Source organism: Microbulbifer thermotolerans, assembly GCF_001617625.1.
GTDB lineage: Bacteria > Pseudomonadota > Gammaproteobacteria > Pseudomonadales > Cellvibrionaceae > Microbulbifer > Microbulbifer thermotolerans.
The window spans coordinates 2,242,593-2,256,872 of record NZ_CP014864.1; the positions used below are offsets into that span (position 1 = coordinate 2,242,593).

Annotated in this window: 16 protein-coding genes and 6 tRNA genes; 3 read left to right on the plus strand and 19 right to left on the minus strand. The window is 56.4% G+C overall.

Going from position 1 to position 14,280, the window contains the following annotated elements; all coding sequences use genetic code 11:
• Positions 1-29 precede the first annotated feature (29 nt).
• From ccmD to ccmA, 4 genes are read right to left on the minus strand one after another with little or no spacing between them, the layout of a single operon-like run.
• Entirely contained in the window at positions 30-257 is a 228-nt protein-coding gene (ccmD, locus tag A3224_RS09460) for a heme exporter protein CcmD (RefSeq protein WP_231902343.1), read from the minus strand.
• On the minus strand, positions 258-1,001 hold the full coding sequence (locus A3224_RS09465) for a heme ABC transporter permease (RefSeq protein WP_067157775.1): 744 nt from the start codon (positions 999-1,001) through the stop codon (positions 258-260).
• 11 nt (positions 1,002-1,012) lie between these two features.
• Positions 1,013-1,717, minus strand: coding sequence for a heme exporter protein CcmB (gene ccmB, locus A3224_RS09470; RefSeq protein ID WP_082817465.1), 705 nt, complete (start codon positions 1,715-1,717; stop codon positions 1,013-1,015).
• Entirely contained in the window at positions 1,704-2,381 is a 678-nt protein-coding gene (ccmA, locus tag A3224_RS09475; protein ID WP_067153736.1) for a cytochrome c biogenesis heme-transporting ATPase CcmA, read from the minus strand. Before ccmA ends, ccmB begins: the two co-directional genes overlap by 14 nt.
• A gap of 270 nt (positions 2,382-2,651) precedes the next feature.
• Here ccmA and A3224_RS09480 point away from each other — a divergent pair, with 270 nt between their 5' ends.
• A complete protein-coding gene (locus tag A3224_RS09480) occupies positions 2,652-3,353 on the plus strand; it encodes a 2OG-Fe(II) oxygenase (RefSeq protein WP_067153739.1) in 702 nt (233 codons plus the stop codon).
• A 161-nt stretch (positions 3,354-3,514) separates the two neighbouring features.
• On the opposite strand, the gene A3224_RS09485 is transcribed toward A3224_RS09480, so the two are convergent.
• Complete coding sequence (locus A3224_RS09485; RefSeq protein WP_067153742.1) at positions 3,515-3,868, minus strand: STAS domain-containing protein; 354 nt, start codon at positions 3,866-3,868, stop codon at positions 3,515-3,517.
• Between the two features lie 434 nt (positions 3,869-4,302).
• Positions 4,303-4,566 carry a PA3496 family putative envelope integrity protein gene (locus A3224_RS09490; RefSeq protein ID WP_074901254.1) on the minus strand — a complete coding sequence of 88 codons (264 nt, stop codon included), beginning with the start codon at positions 4,564-4,566 and terminating at the stop codon, positions 4,303-4,305.
• 355 nt (positions 4,567-4,921) lie between these two features.
• Here A3224_RS09490 and A3224_RS09495 point away from each other — a divergent pair.
• Positions 4,922-4,997: transfer RNA gene (locus tag A3224_RS09495), tRNA-Arg, on the plus strand.
• 199 nt (positions 4,998-5,196) lie between these two features.
• On the opposite strand, the gene A3224_RS09500 is transcribed toward A3224_RS09495, so the two are convergent.
• From A3224_RS09500 to A3224_RS09510, 3 genes are all read right to left on the minus strand, one after another.
• Positions 5,197-6,213 carry an isoaspartyl peptidase/L-asparaginase family protein gene (locus A3224_RS09500; RefSeq protein WP_139223132.1) on the minus strand — a complete coding sequence of 339 codons (1,017 nt, stop codon included), beginning with the start codon at positions 6,211-6,213 and terminating at the stop codon, positions 5,197-5,199.
• 190 nt (positions 6,214-6,403) lie between these two features.
• A tRNA-Ser gene (locus tag A3224_RS09505) sits at positions 6,404-6,491 on the minus strand.
• A 185-nt stretch (positions 6,492-6,676) separates the two neighbouring features.
• Positions 6,677-7,240, minus strand: a complete 564-nt coding sequence (locus A3224_RS09510; protein ID WP_067153748.1) for a nitroreductase family protein — start codon at positions 7,238-7,240, stop codon at positions 6,677-6,679.
• A 230-nt stretch (positions 7,241-7,470) separates the two neighbouring features.
• Here A3224_RS09510 and A3224_RS09515 point away from each other — a divergent pair, with 230 nt between their 5' ends.
• Positions 7,471-8,871: an adenylate/guanylate cyclase domain-containing protein gene (locus A3224_RS09515; RefSeq protein WP_067153751.1), complete on the plus strand. Its 1,401-nt coding sequence runs from the start codon at positions 7,471-7,473 to the stop codon at positions 8,869-8,871.
• 214 nt (positions 8,872-9,085) lie between these two features.
• Here A3224_RS09515 and A3224_RS09520 read toward each other — a convergent pair whose 3' ends face one another.
• The 10 genes from A3224_RS09520 to msrB all read right to left on the minus strand — a co-directional run bounded on the left by A3224_RS09520 (position 9,086) and on the right by msrB (position 14,271).
• Entirely contained in the window at positions 9,086-9,610 is a 525-nt protein-coding gene (locus A3224_RS09520) for an HdeD family acid-resistance protein (RefSeq protein WP_197462967.1), read from the minus strand.
• Between the two features lie 74 nt (positions 9,611-9,684).
• Positions 9,685-10,512, minus strand: coding sequence for an NADPH-dependent 7-cyano-7-deazaguanine reductase QueF (queF, locus tag A3224_RS09525; RefSeq protein WP_067153756.1), 828 nt, complete (start codon positions 10,510-10,512; stop codon positions 9,685-9,687).
• 72 nt (positions 10,513-10,584) lie between these two features.
• Positions 10,585-11,355, minus strand: coding sequence for an ABC transporter permease (locus A3224_RS09530; RefSeq protein ID WP_067153758.1), 771 nt, complete (start codon positions 11,353-11,355; stop codon positions 10,585-10,587).
• Complete coding sequence (locus tag A3224_RS09535) at positions 11,355-12,290, minus strand: ABC transporter ATP-binding protein (protein ID WP_067153761.1); 936 nt, start codon at positions 12,288-12,290, stop codon at positions 11,355-11,357. The genes A3224_RS09530 and A3224_RS09535 overlap by 1 nt, the downstream gene beginning before the upstream one ends.
• A gap of 153 nt (positions 12,291-12,443) precedes the next feature.
• Positions 12,444-12,519: transfer RNA gene (locus A3224_RS09540), tRNA-Gly, on the minus strand.
• A gap of 44 nt (positions 12,520-12,563) precedes the next feature.
• Positions 12,564-12,639, minus strand: a tRNA-Glu gene (locus A3224_RS09545).
• A 125-nt stretch (positions 12,640-12,764) separates the two neighbouring features.
• Positions 12,765-12,840, minus strand: a tRNA-Gly gene (locus A3224_RS09550).
• Between the two features lie 2 nt (positions 12,841-12,842).
• A tRNA-Glu gene (locus A3224_RS09555) sits at positions 12,843-12,918 on the minus strand.
• Positions 12,919-13,093: 175 nt separating this feature from the next.
• On the minus strand, positions 13,094-13,849 hold the full coding sequence (locus tag A3224_RS09560; protein ID WP_067153764.1) for a DUF1499 domain-containing protein: 756 nt from the start codon (positions 13,847-13,849) through the stop codon (positions 13,094-13,096).
• On the minus strand, positions 13,846-14,271 hold the full coding sequence (msrB, locus tag A3224_RS09565) for a peptide-methionine (R)-S-oxide reductase MsrB (RefSeq protein ID WP_067153767.1): 426 nt from the start codon (positions 14,269-14,271) through the stop codon (positions 13,846-13,848). The genes A3224_RS09560 and msrB overlap by 4 nt, the downstream gene beginning before the upstream one ends.
• Positions 14,272-14,280 lie beyond the last annotated feature (9 nt).

The following is a 14,280-nucleotide window of genomic DNA, read 5'->3' on the forward strand; positions in this document are numbered from 1 at the left end:
TCCCATGATATTCCACGGACAGACAGCGATCAGGCAGGTTCCGCTATCTCTGTTCGCTTCACCTGCCGGCGCCGCTCAATTCGCTGCTGGCGCAAGAGCTCACGCCGCAGCTGTCGGCGGCGCAGCGCCGGGTAGATGGCCAGCGCCAACAGCGCGGCAATTGTGACGGCATAGGACGCCCATACATAGGAACCGTGCCCCCCCATCGCCAGAAAATCCGCCAGCGTGGCAAACTGGAATTCCATGCTGTTTTCCACCTACTTCTCCTCCACCAGTGCTTCCCGAACCCACTGGGTGCGCCACTCCCGCTGCAGCAGCAGTACGCGCGTATGGGCGATCAATGTCCAGGCATAAAAACAGTAAAAACCGGCGATCATCGTCAACAGAGGGTAAAACATGCTCGGGTCTATGCTGCTCGCTTTCGTCAGCCGGATCGTTGCCGGCTGATGCAGGGTGAACCACCAGTCCACCGACTTGTAAATAATGGGGATATTCACAGTGCCCACTAGTGCCAAGAGCGCACACGCTTTATCCGCCACCTGCTCCCGGGCAAAAGCACGGCCCAGCGCAATGACGCCGATATAGAGGAACAGCAGTATCAACATCGAGGTGATGCGCGCATCCCACACCCAATAAGTACCCCAGGTCGGCTTACCCCACAGGGCTCCAGTAAACAGGGCGATAAACGTTAGTACCGCGCCAATAGGTGCCGCCGCCCGCATCACCGCGAAAGACAGCTTCATCTTCCAAATCAGGCCAATGGCACCGCCAACTGCCATGATGTAGTACCCGGCCAAGGCCAGGAAGGCGGCGGGCACGTGGATGTAAATGATCCGGTAACTGTTGCCCTGCTTGGCATCTTCGGGCGCAAAGCCCAGGCCCCAGACTGCACCGGTAGCAAGCAACACTGCACTTGCCAGCGCCAACCAAGGCAGCCAGGCGCCGGTTTTCTGATAAAACCAGCGCGGCGAACCCAAGCGGTGAAACCATTGCCAAGCCAAGAAGACCTCCATCAAGTCTCTGTACTGATACGGATAGCGCCCGCGGCTGCTAAAGGCGCCAACGCCGCCGCGGCGGCCAGATAAGCAGCCAGAACCGCAAGTTGCGCACTGTAGCCGTAGCCATCGATTGCCGCCTGCACCGCACCGGTGCCGAAGATTAACACGGGCACATAGAGCGGCATAACGATCAGTGCCAACAATAGGCCCGGGCGGCTCAGCGCCACCGTCAGAGCGGCACCCACGGCCCCGACCAGACTCAGACTGGCACTACCCAGCAGCAGGGAAAAAAACAGGCATAGGTAGCCGGCTGCGGGCAGGTTCAACATCAATCCCAGCAGGGGCGACAACAGAGCCAGCGGGAGGCCGGTCACCATCCAGTGCACCATCGATTTTGCCAGCACGGCGAAATAGAGGGGCTGCGGGGACAGCGCCATCTGCTCCAGGCTACCGTTTTCAAAATCACCTCGAAACAGACTCTCCTGAGAGAGCAAAGTTGCCAGCAGCGCCATCACCCAGATCATGCCCGACGCCATCTTGGCCAGCAGCGCAGGCTCCGGCCCCACCCCCAGCGGCAACAGCGCGAGAACTGTGACAAAAAACAACAGCGGGTTGGCAATATCCGCCCGGTGGCGCAGCGCCAGCAGCAACTCCGTTTTAAACAGCACCCCGAATCCCGGGGCAACCCGTCTGCCGGTGGGCGCATCAAGCATGGACATCCTCGCCTCCCACAAACACACCTCCGGCAACCGTATCCCCAGCTGCATAATCTGCCAACTGAATACTCTGTAGCGGTGTCAGACCCACCGGCTGATGCGAGGTAAACACAATGCTGCCACCGCGGCTCAAGTGACAGGCCATCTGCCCCTGCAGACACGAAACACCCGCCACATCGAGCGCCGCCAATGGTTCATCGAGTATCCAAAGCGGCGGTGCCTCCGGCAAAAACAGGCGTGCCAGTGCCACACGGCGGTTCTGGCCGGCGGATAGTTGCTGGCACAGAGTATCCTCAAACCCGTAGAGATCCAGCAGCTCCAGTGCCCTATAGGCCGCATCTCGGCTGGCGCCGTACCAAGCCAGATTCTCCAGCGGCGTCAAACCACCACGAACACCGGCCCGGTGACCGATATACAGCAGGGATTCGCGCAACTTCGGCAACGCTTTGGGGTACGACTCACCATTCCAGAGGATCTCACCGGAAAAATCCGCGGCGGAACCGATCAATGTGCGCAGCAAGGAGGTTTTACCTGCGCCATTGGCGCCCTCAATTTGCACCGCGCAACCAGAAGCCAGGTCAAAACTGAGACCCGCAAACAGGTCCCGACCATCCCTTTCACAGGACAGATCGCGCACTTGCAGTAGATGGGGTGAGTTGGAGGGCATAGTCCGCTGTTGCCGGTGTTGCTGAAAAACTGAGCGGCATTATACCGGCACCGGCAGCAAATGCATTGGACTTGGTGCTCACGTGCACACTTTGGGCGGTTGGCAGTGGGTACCGGCTTTGCTATGTTGGCGCCTTCGGCCGCGAGGGACTGCGGTGTCGGTGATGCGCAGTCAAAGGGTAACTACCTCCAAGGCCGGGGATTTCGTGATGTTTTCGCGATCTACTCCTTGAGGAAACCGGGGAGTGCCATGCAATGAGGACGCATAACAATGACAACCATCGCCACCGAGCGCAGCAGCTGGCTGCAGCCCACCACTCTGACTAACGGGAACACTCTGGTCAGATCAGCCCCTTTCCCCTTTTTTGTCGGCAAAGACGTTTTATCCCGAGATCTGCTGCCGAAGCTACTGGAGGACTTTCCCCGGCTCCGGGGTGCCGGCTACCTGCCCTATGAAAAAGCCCATTGCGGTGATGCCATTAACAAACTGATTGAGCAGTTGGTGGCTCCTGACTTTGCAGACACCATCGGCGATAACCTGGGTATCGACAAGCTGTCTCAATACCCTACCTATGTCTCTATCAGCCGCTTCCTAAAGAAGCGTCATGGCAATATTCACACCGATGGCAAATCCAAAATAGCCACCGCTTTGCTGTACTTAAATCCCGAGTGGACTGTGGACGGCAACGGCTGCCTGCGCTTTCTGAACCGAATCGACGACTATGACGATATGGTAGTGCCGGAGATCAAACCCACCTACGGCACTCTGGTAGCTTTCAAGCGGACGGAAAATTCGTTTCACGGCCACTTGCCCTTTGAAGGCGAGCGCCTGGTGATCCAGGTTGCCTGGCTGGCAAGTGAGGCAGACAAAGCACGCAAAGCCAGAGATGGACGCCTTTCGTATAAGTTGAAGCGGATACAAGGATGGCTGAGTCGGATTTTCGGCAGGGAAAAACAGGCCGGGCAGCCCTGACCACACCCACTCTCCGCAGCAGCGGGCCGCCAGCTCTACCACGGCGGCCCATACGTCTCCTGAACACCTCTAATTATTTCACCTAATATACGTTACTGATTTCAGGTTACTCAGACATTGGGATTCATCGCCTTCTGATCACACCTGACGGAGGAACACATTTAAAGTCCGGGGCAAATTGTGAACAGCTTATCAAAATTGGATACTGCCAAAAGCCGACATACATCCGTATTGGCGTTTCTCAACTCAATACAGCACTCTCCCGCATAGGTACACTCACGCATACAGTGGTCGCGCAACAGCAACAGCATCCCTAGAGCCGCACTGTCCATATGCTGCGTTTCCGAAAGGTCTATACAGTAGCGCCTTGGCGCGGGTGACAAATCTTGGTAAGCCCGCAGAAAATCGCGGTGTATATTGAAGTCAAAATTTCCAGTCACTCGGATGGTCAATGCGTCCCCACTCTCCGACAGCTCAGTGGAGATCCTGGCCGTAAACTGTTCCGAAACCGCCATTGCGAATTTCCCTTTCCGTATCTCGACAATTCACCGGATCATCCAGATCCACGCAATTGCCGCCCGACAAGAAATCGCAAGAGTGGGATTTCTTGTCGGACAAGTAACAACGCTTGCAGTGACGGTTTCCTGTGGCGCCTCTGCCGCCCACTGCTTCTACACTCGATAGCGCCACAAATTAGGTAGCCACCCCCTGATCAATACATACCAGGAGGGTAGCGAGAACCTGCGCCCGGATGGAAAGCTTAAGTCGCGGAGTAACCCGCTAGCTGCACACACCAATATTTGCAGCCGCGCCTGTGGATTTTCGAGGGACTCCCCCTGCCCCGCTCAAGAAACCGGATAGATTCCAACAGCAACCCGGGGATTGCCCACACATAAGCCCATCACGGCCCAAAACGCAGAAAGGCGCCCCTAAGGGCGCCTTTCCAATATTATAAGTCGAAGTCGTAGTCCATAAGCTCCCGTCTAAGGCGCATTTCCTCCAACTTATCCTCGACCATTCGCCGGGCATCGCGAGGCGGCTTTGACGTGGCTTGTCTAAGCACCTCGTTTGCTATTTGGGGAAGGTCCTCGTAATCAAAATCGTAGTCATTTCCGCTAACGTTGCCGCTCATACGAAACTCCACAATCTCGATCTGCGAAAGCAGAAAAACCTGCGGTGTTTTTTTGTTGTGCCGTTGCAGATTAGCCAGCACTGCCAAGCCTGGTCAAGAAAAATTTTACCGCTGTAACCAGGTTTTTTTTCGCCGTTTCCGAAGCCGAATCGGGCGCGCAAAAACATCCCACAAAATTCGGCCTCTGGCGGCAAATTACCGCCGAACAGTGACTAATTTTCGACAGTTTTTCGACAATTTGTTGACAGCGAAACAAGTATCCCCATGTAACCAGCGGGCGACTGACGTTACCGGCAGTAACACCACTGCCTACCACCCGGGGAAGGTGGCCAACTGGGCGATGCAGATAACCGGCATGACACACGCGCGACAAGCCGTTAGAATAGCCGCCCGCACGCCTCGGTGGGCATTCCCCCGCCCAAAAAGATAGGCTTACGCTCCCGTCGGTTAACAGGATAAACCACGGACCTCCTAAGTCCGGACTGGTGGTTCGAGTCCACCCGGGAGCGCCACCCTTCTCCAGGGCAATATTTCAAGCCAGGGCGGCATGCATGAGTAAAACTGCGAACAAGCCCGCCAGTAGCACTCCGCCCCAGAAAAGTCGCACCGAGCGCTCTATCTCCCTCCGGTTTAGTCTCTTCCTGCTGCTTTTTGCCATGATTGAACTCCATCTCAGTCATCGATAAGCCATATGGATTGGGCGCGCCCATCCTATTCGAATATAGCCACCCGCGCGGGCTGAGCCGAGGTGCGGCTAGCCCTGTACATTCCTTCGGTATTGAAGACCATGGCGAAATTCCCGGCGGCGTCCAACACGATCACCCCGCCGGTACCACCGGCCCGCTGTAGAACCCGGTGGACAACCTCATCCGCCGCCTGCACAACCGACTTGCCCAGGTAACCCACCCGCGCACAGATATCGGCAGCCACGTTATAGCGTATAAAGTACTCTCCGTGACCAGTGGCGGAAACAGCGCAGGAGGAATTATCGGCAAAGGTACCGGCACCAATCACCGGCGAATCCCCGATGCGGCCATAACGTTTGGCCGTCATGCCGCCGGTAGAAGTGCCAGCGGCAAGATTGCCGAACTTGTCCAAAGCCACAGCCCCGACAGTACCCATGCGCAGAGGCGACGGCAGCCCCTCCACAGCGGCCCGGTAATCTTCACCCCGCTGTCGCTCCAACCTTTCCTTAGCCCTCTGCAACTGCCGGTACCGGTGTTCGCTGTCGAAGAGATGATTGTCCACCAATCGCAGCCCCTGAGACTCGGCGAAAGCTTCAGCCCCCGCTCCGGACAACATCACAAAGGGGGACTGTTCCATCACCAGACGCGCCAAACGAATTGGGTTTTCAACACGCCTGACCCCGGCCACAGCACCAGCCTGACGGGTTCGGCCGTCCATGATCGAGGCGTCCAGCTCGTGATGGCCGTCATAGGTGTAAACAGCACCCCTTCCCGCATTAAAGAGGGGGGAATTCTCCAACAGAGTGATTGCCTCAGTGACCGCATCCAGACTGGTCCCGCCATCTTCAAGCACTGCGAAGCCCGCGTCCAATGCCTGGCGCAATTTATCGCGGTAGGCTTGTTCCCGCTCCGGGGTCATGGCGCCCTTGTCGATGGTACCGGCGCCACCGTGAATAACGATCGCCAGCGGCTGCTCGGCGGCCTGAGAGAGTGAACAGAAAAACAACAGCAAGAACAGCAGTGGCCGCATCACTTTTGCCATGACACTTAACCTTTTATCCCGAGAAAAGTATTAGGGTACCCCTGATTGCTTCACCTTGAATACAGAGAGCCCCCCGGGCGAGACAATCAGCCCCCAGACAGGCGCGTGCGGCAGGAAGATTTCTTGAGTTAGGCGCTGTCAAGCATAGACTGGCATAAAAAAACCCGGCAGAAAGCCGGGTTTTTCAAAGTGGCGGTGAGGGAGGGATTCGAACCCTCGATGCCTTTCGACATACACACTTTCCAGGCGTGCTCCTTCGACCACTCGGACACCTCACCGGAAGGAATTGTCGCGTTCTTGGCCGGCCTGATTTGAGTCCGGCGGCGCACGCCTGCGCTATTCGCATTTCTTCCCAAAAGCCGACCGCGTACTGGCCATAGAGAAAAATTGCTTTGCTAATCAGGAACATAGCTCCCGTTCAGCGAGCGCGCACTCTACACAAACACGAGCTGGTGTGCAAGTCTTATGATGCATCCCAGTTAAAGAAATATTCTTCCACCGCCAACTGCGGTGCCGGGCGTGGAGGTTTCACCGGTGTCCCGCAGTAGAGAAAACCATCAATGCGCTCGTTTTCCGCCAGGCCCAACTCTTTTGCCACAATGGGGTTGTAGGCCAGGGCCCCAGTGCGCCAATAGGCACCGACACCTTCCGCGTAGGCCGCAGTCAACATTGCTTGCACCGCCGCAGCCGTGGACATCCGCTGTTCCAGGTGAGGCACCTTGGGATGCTCCTGCAACCGGGTGACAGCGACAACAATCAGGGGCGCCCGCAGAGGCATGGCCAGGGTGCGCGCCCTCTGGGCTTCATCCATGCCGTCCCCGGCCCCCTCGGCGGCACGCAGGAATATTTCTCCCAGCCGCTCCCGGGCCTCTCCTTCGATAAGGAGAAAGCGCCAGGGGCGAAGACAACCGTGATCCGCCGCACGCAGAGCGGCGCGGAATATATTCCTACGCTGCTGTTCATTGGGAGCAGGATCGGTAAGAAGACCCGTGGAAACTCGGTTATGCAATGCCGTCAGGGCGTCCATGATACTCTCCAGTCAGTGCGAGAGCAGTGAATTCTACTGCACTCCCCTGCCCCAGACAGCCAACGCTTCCAAACTTTGCGTCACTTCATAGATATTTCGCATTATTCGCCCTAGCGGAGTACACTTCCCCGCAGTCAGTCACGGCGGCTTCCCGCGAGACCGATCCGCACCGCAGGAGCGCCGCCTCAAATATGTACAATTTCTGTTCAAAAGGACACGCTACAACAACAATGCAGGACCAATCCGGGGAAAACTCAGGGCGGACCATTGACTCCCGCTATTTGCATTACTTCCGCCCCTTGATTTGTTTTGTCGCGGCAGCCACCCTGGCGAGCGCCGTCAACTGGTCGTCCACCTGGAATCCCGACAAGCTAATCCCCATCGGTATGGCAGTGCTACTGCTGGTCTATACCGCTATCGCTTACCAGATAAGCGTTAAAGCCAGTGCTGACAGTGTGTCCCCCTCCCGCACTCAACAGCTGCTCTCTTTCGCCGATGCCGCACTGGTCGGCGTTGCTATCGACTTGGTGGACTTTAATCTGCTGCCTTCGCTGATGCTCGCCGCGTTGATTCAATTCAAAGCGTTGACCGAAGGCAGCCTGCGACACTGGCTTGAACAAAACACCAGTCTGCTGGCAGGCATGGCCGCCGGCTACCTGATTCACAAACCCACCTTTACTACCAGTGTGAACCTGACCGTCAGTGCCGCCAGCCTGATCGGAGTGTTCACCTACGTTTTTGCCTATACCCTCTACACCCGAAAACAGATAAACCAGCTCAAGGAAGCCAACCACACCCTCATTCAAGACCAGCGCACCAGCAAAATGCGCACCTACAAGCTGTCCAAGTATCTACCCCAGCGCCTGTGGCGCGCTGTGACCACCGGGCGCGAAGGCGAGTTGGTGACCGAGCGCAAGCTGCTGACGGTATTCTTTTCCGATATCAAAGACTTCAGCCAATTAACCGAAGAGCTGGAAGCCGAAACATTTACCCAACTACTCAACAACTATCTGTCGGAAATGGCCCGAATCGCAGGCCAGTACGGCGGCACCATCGACAAATTCATCGGCGACGCGGTGATGGTGGTATTCGGAGACGATGACAGCAAGGGGCCCAAGTCCGACGCACTGCGCTGTGTAGCCATGGCTCTGGCCATGCGCAAGCGGGTGCGCGAAATGAAACAGGAGTGGTACAACAAAGGGATATCGCGGCCATTGCAGGTGCGTATGGGCATCAATACCGGCTACTGCACTGTGGGGATTTTCGGTACCGCCAACTATCAGTCCTACACAGTGATGGGCACCCATGTGAACCTTGCCGCGCGCCTCGAAGGCGCGGCACAGCCGGGAGAAATTCTCATCAGCCACGAGACCTGGGCCATGATCAAGCACTCAGTGATGTGCCGCGACAAGGGCCATATTACCGTCAAAGGCTTCAGCTCTCCGGTGAAGGTGTACCAGGTCACCGATTTGCGCAAAAACCTGGGCGGGCAACAGAGTTATCTCGAAGACCACGCCCCCGGCTTTTCCATGCACCTGGACCTGGATAAGATCCGAAACTACGACAAAGAGCGCGTACTGCAAACACTGGAAAAAGCTGCCTCAACCTTAAAAAGCAAGGTCATTATTTAGCGGCTGATTCATTCGCGTAAATTTTTGCCCGGATGCGGAGCCGCAGCGCAAATATCCCTCGAGCTCCGCGAACCCAATGGCAACGCCCACGCTCATGAATCAGCCATGCGCACGCTCTCCATACAGCAGCTACCAGGCCGCCCGCCCCACATCTCGGTTGTCGGTCCCGGCAGAATCAGGTGCCACCGCGGTACCAAAGTGTCAACCGGATACACTATCCACTTACCTGCTGCCGACGCCCCGAGACCATAATAATCCCGACAAAAATCAACTTGATACCGAAGAGAATTCCCAGTACCCAGCTGCCGGCGAGTGGAGACTGCATCCAAAGGATCACGCCCAGGAGGATGGATACAATCCCCCCCAGCACCAACCACATTTTTCCGCTTTCCGCGCTGGCGCGCCAACCGGCCATCAACTCCACAACGCCATCGACGATAAAATAAATCGCCAGAAGAATAACTAGGGTTCGGGCAAGCAAAAGTGGATGGCTGAGCAATACCACCGCGGCGATTATCGTCAACACTCCGAGGAGAACCCCCAGAATTCCCTTGCCCAGGCTGTCGGCCCGAAACGCCCAGATCAAACGAAAAATACCTCCGACCAGAACCAGCACACCGACAAACATAGCCACGGAAATGCCGGTCATCACCGGAGCCATCAAGGCGATCACACCCAGAACTATCGTCAGAATACCGAGTGCGGTCATGGTCTTGCCGCTCGCATCCGCACCAATCATAAACACCTCCCGCTCCATCAGAATCAGGAACTATCTCCTTCATTAAAGACCATTCTGACGACGGGACAAGGAATCTACTGACGCGCGAACCTCGGCGGTAATGGTTTTCCGGCAATGGTACTGCGCAGGGGATTGATATCCAGCCCTCCGCGGCGGGTATACCGCGCACTGACAGTCAGCGCCTCGAAGGCCGCCAATCGATGCAGATCGCAGAAAATGCGCTCAACGCAATGCTCGTGAAAGTCCTGGTGCTCACGGAAGGAAATAATATAGGCCAGCAACGCCTCCCGATGGAGCGCAGGCCCCTGGTACTCGACACTCACCGTCGCCCAATCCGGCTGACCTGTGACCGGGCAGTTGCTGCGCAGCAGGTGGCTGTATAGTGTCTCAGAAACAGGTTCCGCCCCGCCCGCCAGTTTGAGTATCGAGGCATCCGGCTGGTAGCGGCGGGTCTCTATATCCAGCCGGTCCAGGCAGATGCCCCGCGGAGGCTCCGGCGCGAGTACCGCATCCTCTACATTGTAGAGGTTAACCTCGACCGCAGCGCCCGAAACCTCACTCAGGTCTTTTGCCAGCGTTTCACGCACTGCATCCCAAGACGCAAACTCGGTCTGGTTAAAGGAATTGAGATACAGTTTGAATGACTTGGATTCCACCATCCGCGAGCTCGAGGCTGGGAAGGAGAACCTGGCCACCGCTACTTGAGGTACACCCTTCGGGTTCAACCAGGACAGTTCATAACCCCACCACTCATCCTCACCGACAAACGGCAGCTCGTCGCCCAGGCCCAATTGCACGCGGGAAACCGCACGCGGAATCGGGTACAACAACCCCGGGTTGTAGGTCGACTCATAGCGGGTTTCCTTGCCCAGGGGAAGGTTTTGCCAATCTTCTCGGTTCATTGAATTGTCGCTGCCCAATCGCTTTTCCGCCTCGCGGACAGATAGCGGAATCTGAACGCGAGAATCAAATGTTTAATGCCGCAGGCGCTTGCCGTTGCTCATCAAGTGCATGCCCCAGCCGAACAAAAATCCGATAAAGACCAATACTCCGATAAAGGCCCAGATCACGTTGATATCAGACACACCCAGCACGCCATAGCGGAAGGCGTTGACCATGTATAGAACGGGATTCAATTTCGAAAGCCCCTGAAAAAAGGGGGACAGCAGATCAATTGAATAAAAAACCCCGCCCAGATAGGTCAGCGGCGTCAACACGAAGGTCGGAATAATCGAAATATCGTCGAAGCTATTGGCGAAGATCGCGTTGATAAATCCAGCCAGGGAAAAGAGTACCGCCGTCAGGAAGACAATCGCCACAGTGATCCCGACATGCTGCACGGTAAGGTCAGTGAAGAAAAGCGCTATCAGTGTGACAATCAGCCCGACTATCAGGCCGCGGGCCACACCCCCCAACACATAACCGGCCATGATCACCCAATTGGGCGTTGGAGACACCAGCAGCTCTTCGACACTGCGCTGGAATTTGGCGCTGTAAAAGGAAGAAGCCACATTGGCATAGGAGTTGGTGATCACCGACATCATGATCAGACCAGGCACCACAAACTCCATATAGGAATACCCGCCCATTTCACCGATACGGCTACCGATCAGAGAGCCAAAAATGACGAAATAAAGCGACATGGTAATCACTGGCGGCACCAAGGTTTGTGGCCAGATCCGGGTAAAGCGGCGTACTTCGCGGCGCAAAATGGTGGCGAAGGAGATCCAGATTGTTGTGTTCATCACTTGTTATCCTCCACCTGTTTACCCTCCGCGAGCAGGGAGACAAAGAGTTCCTCCAGGCGATTTGCGCGATTGCGCATACTGGTGATGGCCACCCCCTGCTCTTCGAGAGTAGCGAACAGCGCATTGAGCGACTGCCCCTTTTCAATCGTTACCTCCAGACTATTCTCGTCAATCAGCCTACCCTCGAATTTCCCAAGCTCGGGGCACTTGCTCAAGGATTCAGCAGAATCGAGAATAAACGTCTCCCGGTTCAACGTTTTCAGCAGGGACTTGATGGAGGTGTTCTCCACAATATCGCCCTTGTCGATAATCGCGATATTGCGGCACAGACTTTCCGCCTCTTCTAGATAATGGGTAGTGAGAATAATGGTCGTACCCTGGCGGTTGATCTCTTCGAGAAAAGCCCACATTGACCGGCGCAGTTCAATATCCACACCTGCGGTGGGTTCATCCAGAATCAGCAATTCCGGCTCATGGATCAACGCGCGGGCGATCATAAGGCGGCGTTTCATACCACCGCTCAGCATGCGCGCCTGAACACCGCGCTTATCCCATAAATCCAGTTGTTTCAGGTACTTCTCTGTGCGCGCTGCCGCCAATTTGCGCGGCATGCCGTAGAAGCCCCCCTGGGTGCACACTATGTCGTAGACCTTTTCAAACTGGCTGAAATTAAACTCCTGCGGCACTACCCCCAAAAGGCGTTTGGCCGCCGGAAAATCGCGGTCGATATCGATACCAAATATGGACACCTGCCCCCCGGTCTTGCGCACCAGGGAGCAAATAATGCCAATAGTGGTGGACTTGCCGGCGCCATTGGGCCCTAGTAAGGCGAAGAAGTCACCCGGCTGCACTTCGAAGCTGATACCCTTAAGGGCTCGAAAGCCGTTGTCGTAGGTTTTTTCTAGATTGCGGATGGAAAGCGCGGCGGTCATTACTGCCTCCGATGGGTTTGAGGGCGTATTCAACGCGCTCGGGCGGATGATTGCAACTGGCAGGACACGGGCCCCGAGTGACGCCCTTGTTTAAACGGCACACAGCCGTACACGGAAAATAAAAAAAGCCGCTCAAATGAGCGGCTTTTTAATTGGAGCGGGAAACCGGGCTCGAACCGGCGACCTCAACCTTGGCAAGGTTGCGCTCTACCAACTGAGCTATTCCCGCTTTTTCTGTCTGCCCGACAGCACTGTTGTGCTGCCGGGACATGTTGGCATCCCCAAGGGGAGTCGAACCCCTGTTACCGCCGTGAAAGGGCGGTGTCCTAGGCCTCTAGACGATGGGGACGTAAAACTTGCACCTGGCCCCTCTCTGGAAAGCCAATGCAGTCACCTCTCGGTGACAACGCTACTCTAACCCCGTAGCTACTCTCTGTATCGTGACACAACCACGCCACAAAGAGCAAAAAAATCTGGAGCGGGAAACCGGGTTCGAACCGGCGACCTCAACCTTGGCAAGGTTGCGCTCTACCAACTGAGCTATTCCCGCTTTGGCGTCCCCTAGGGGAGTCGAACCCCTGTTACCGCCGTGAAAGGGCGGTGTCCTAGGCCTCTAGACGAAGGGGACCCCGGACTTACTTCTGTTCCGCTCGGCGCCTCAAGAACCGCTCTGCGTCAGAAGTGGGGCGCATTCTATGTAGCACCCGGGGGACTGTCAACACCCACGACAAAACTTTTTTTGTATTTTTTTCTTTTGCAGTCAGTCACTTACCGAGACCCCAGAAACCGCTCGCGGTCCCGCCTTAGTCTCTTGCGGCCGCGCGCTGCCCGAGCTCCCCGAGGAAACGGCGAATACGCTTGGCGTTGGCCCCCAGGTCACTGATGCCGACACGGGAGCTGGAGCGCACATCCACCCGAGCGCGGCCATTTTCAGGCCTCACCCGCACGACGACGTCATCGGTGAATCCCAGCAGCAGAGTCCTGTCCACTGCTTCCAAGTGGCCGCGCTGCGGCTCAAACGCCACCAGCCTCCAGCCCATGGATTTCGCAACCTGTGCCGCTATTTCCGTAGCCCGCGCAACCGGCATATCGAGTAGCAGCGGCTGAATATCCGCATATATCTCCGCACCGCGCTGCTTAGCAGCCACCGTTTCACCGCCGTACAGTGGACTGTTGTCTCCCTCCTCGCGTAGAGAAAGCACCACTTCATAGCGCGGCGGATCTTGAGTATCAGTGCTGATATCGTGAATCCGGGGCACATCGAAATTATCTTTGCCCACTGTCAGGAGCGGCACCGCCACTGGCAACACCCCCAGCACCACAGCCCAAATGGCATTGCGGCGGCTGTCCGCGCGCCGACTGACCAGCCCCCAGATAAAGACCGGCATACTGATCAGCGCCACTCCCAAGGCCGCCAAACCCGAAAATTTAAAAACCTGGAAAGCCGGCCTGAAGTCAATTACATCCAGCCGCAGCAGCAATCCGGCAATAAACATTGCCGCTAACAACAAGCACTGCACTACCAGCAGCCAACGGCTCCAGTGTTTCTTTTCTCTCAATGTTTCCCGCCCTGGGCCACTTTCTTGCGCTTAGCCTCGATATCCAGCTTGATCGACAGAGAATTGATACAGTAACGCAGCCCGGTTTCCGTCGGGCCGTCGGGGAACACATGCCCCAGATGACTGCCGCAATTGGCACAGACGACCTCGGTACGCAACATGCCCAAACTATTGTCCGGCCGCTCTTTCACCGCGCCCGGCCTGGCTACAGCATCGAAACTTGGCCAGCCACAGTGGGCATCGAATTTACGATCAGAATCGAAAAGCACCTCGCCGCAACAGCGACAGCGGTAGAGGCCATCTTCGTAGACATTCCAATACTCACCGGTAAAGGGTTCCTCCGTCCCACCCTCGCGGCAAACGTGAAATTCTGCCGGGGTTAGCACGTCGCGCCAGTAGTTATCATCCTGTACTTTTGACATACTCTGCTC

What these genes read in the sequence shown, in the direction of transcription:
- ccmB (WP_082817465.1), bottom strand. Translation starts at nt 1,717, where the DNA reads ATGTCCATGCTTGATGCGCCCACCGGCAGACGGGTTGCCCCGGGATTC.
- ccmA (WP_067153736.1), bottom strand. Translation starts at nt 2,381, where the DNA reads ATGCCCTCCAACTCACCCCATCTACTGCAAGTGCGCGATCTGTCCTGT.
- A3224_RS09480 (WP_067153739.1), top strand. Translation starts at nt 2,652, where the DNA reads ATGACAACCATCGCCACCGAGCGCAGCAGCTGGCTGCAGCCCACCACT.
- A3224_RS09485 (WP_067153742.1), bottom strand. Translation starts at nt 3,868, where the DNA reads ATGGCGGTTTCGGAACAGTTTACGGCCAGGATCTCCACTGAGCTGTCG.
- A3224_RS09500 (WP_139223132.1), bottom strand. Translation starts at nt 6,213, where the DNA reads ATGGCAAAAGTGATGCGGCCACTGCTGTTCTTGCTGTTGTTTTTCTGT.
- A3224_RS09510 (WP_067153748.1), bottom strand. Translation starts at nt 7,240, where the DNA reads ATGGACGCCCTGACGGCATTGCATAACCGAGTTTCCACGGGTCTTCTT.
- A3224_RS09515 (WP_067153751.1), top strand. Translation starts at nt 7,471, where the DNA reads ATGCAGGACCAATCCGGGGAAAACTCAGGGCGGACCATTGACTCCCGC.
- A3224_RS09520 (WP_197462967.1), bottom strand. Translation starts at nt 9,610, where the DNA reads ATGATTGGTGCGGATGCGAGCGGCAAGACCATGACCGCACTCGGTATT.
- queF (WP_067153756.1), bottom strand. Translation starts at nt 10,512, where the DNA reads ATGAACCGAGAAGATTGGCAAAACCTTCCCCTGGGCAAGGAAACCCGC.
- A3224_RS09530 (WP_067153758.1), bottom strand. Translation starts at nt 11,355, where the DNA reads ATGAACACAACAATCTGGATCTCCTTCGCCACCATTTTGCGCCGCGAA.
- A3224_RS09535 (WP_067153761.1), bottom strand. Translation starts at nt 12,290, where the DNA reads ATGACCGCCGCGCTTTCCATCCGCAATCTAGAAAAAACCTACGACAAC.
- msrB (WP_067153767.1), bottom strand. Translation starts at nt 14,271, where the DNA reads ATGTCAAAAGTACAGGATGATAACTACTGGCGCGACGTGCTAACCCCG.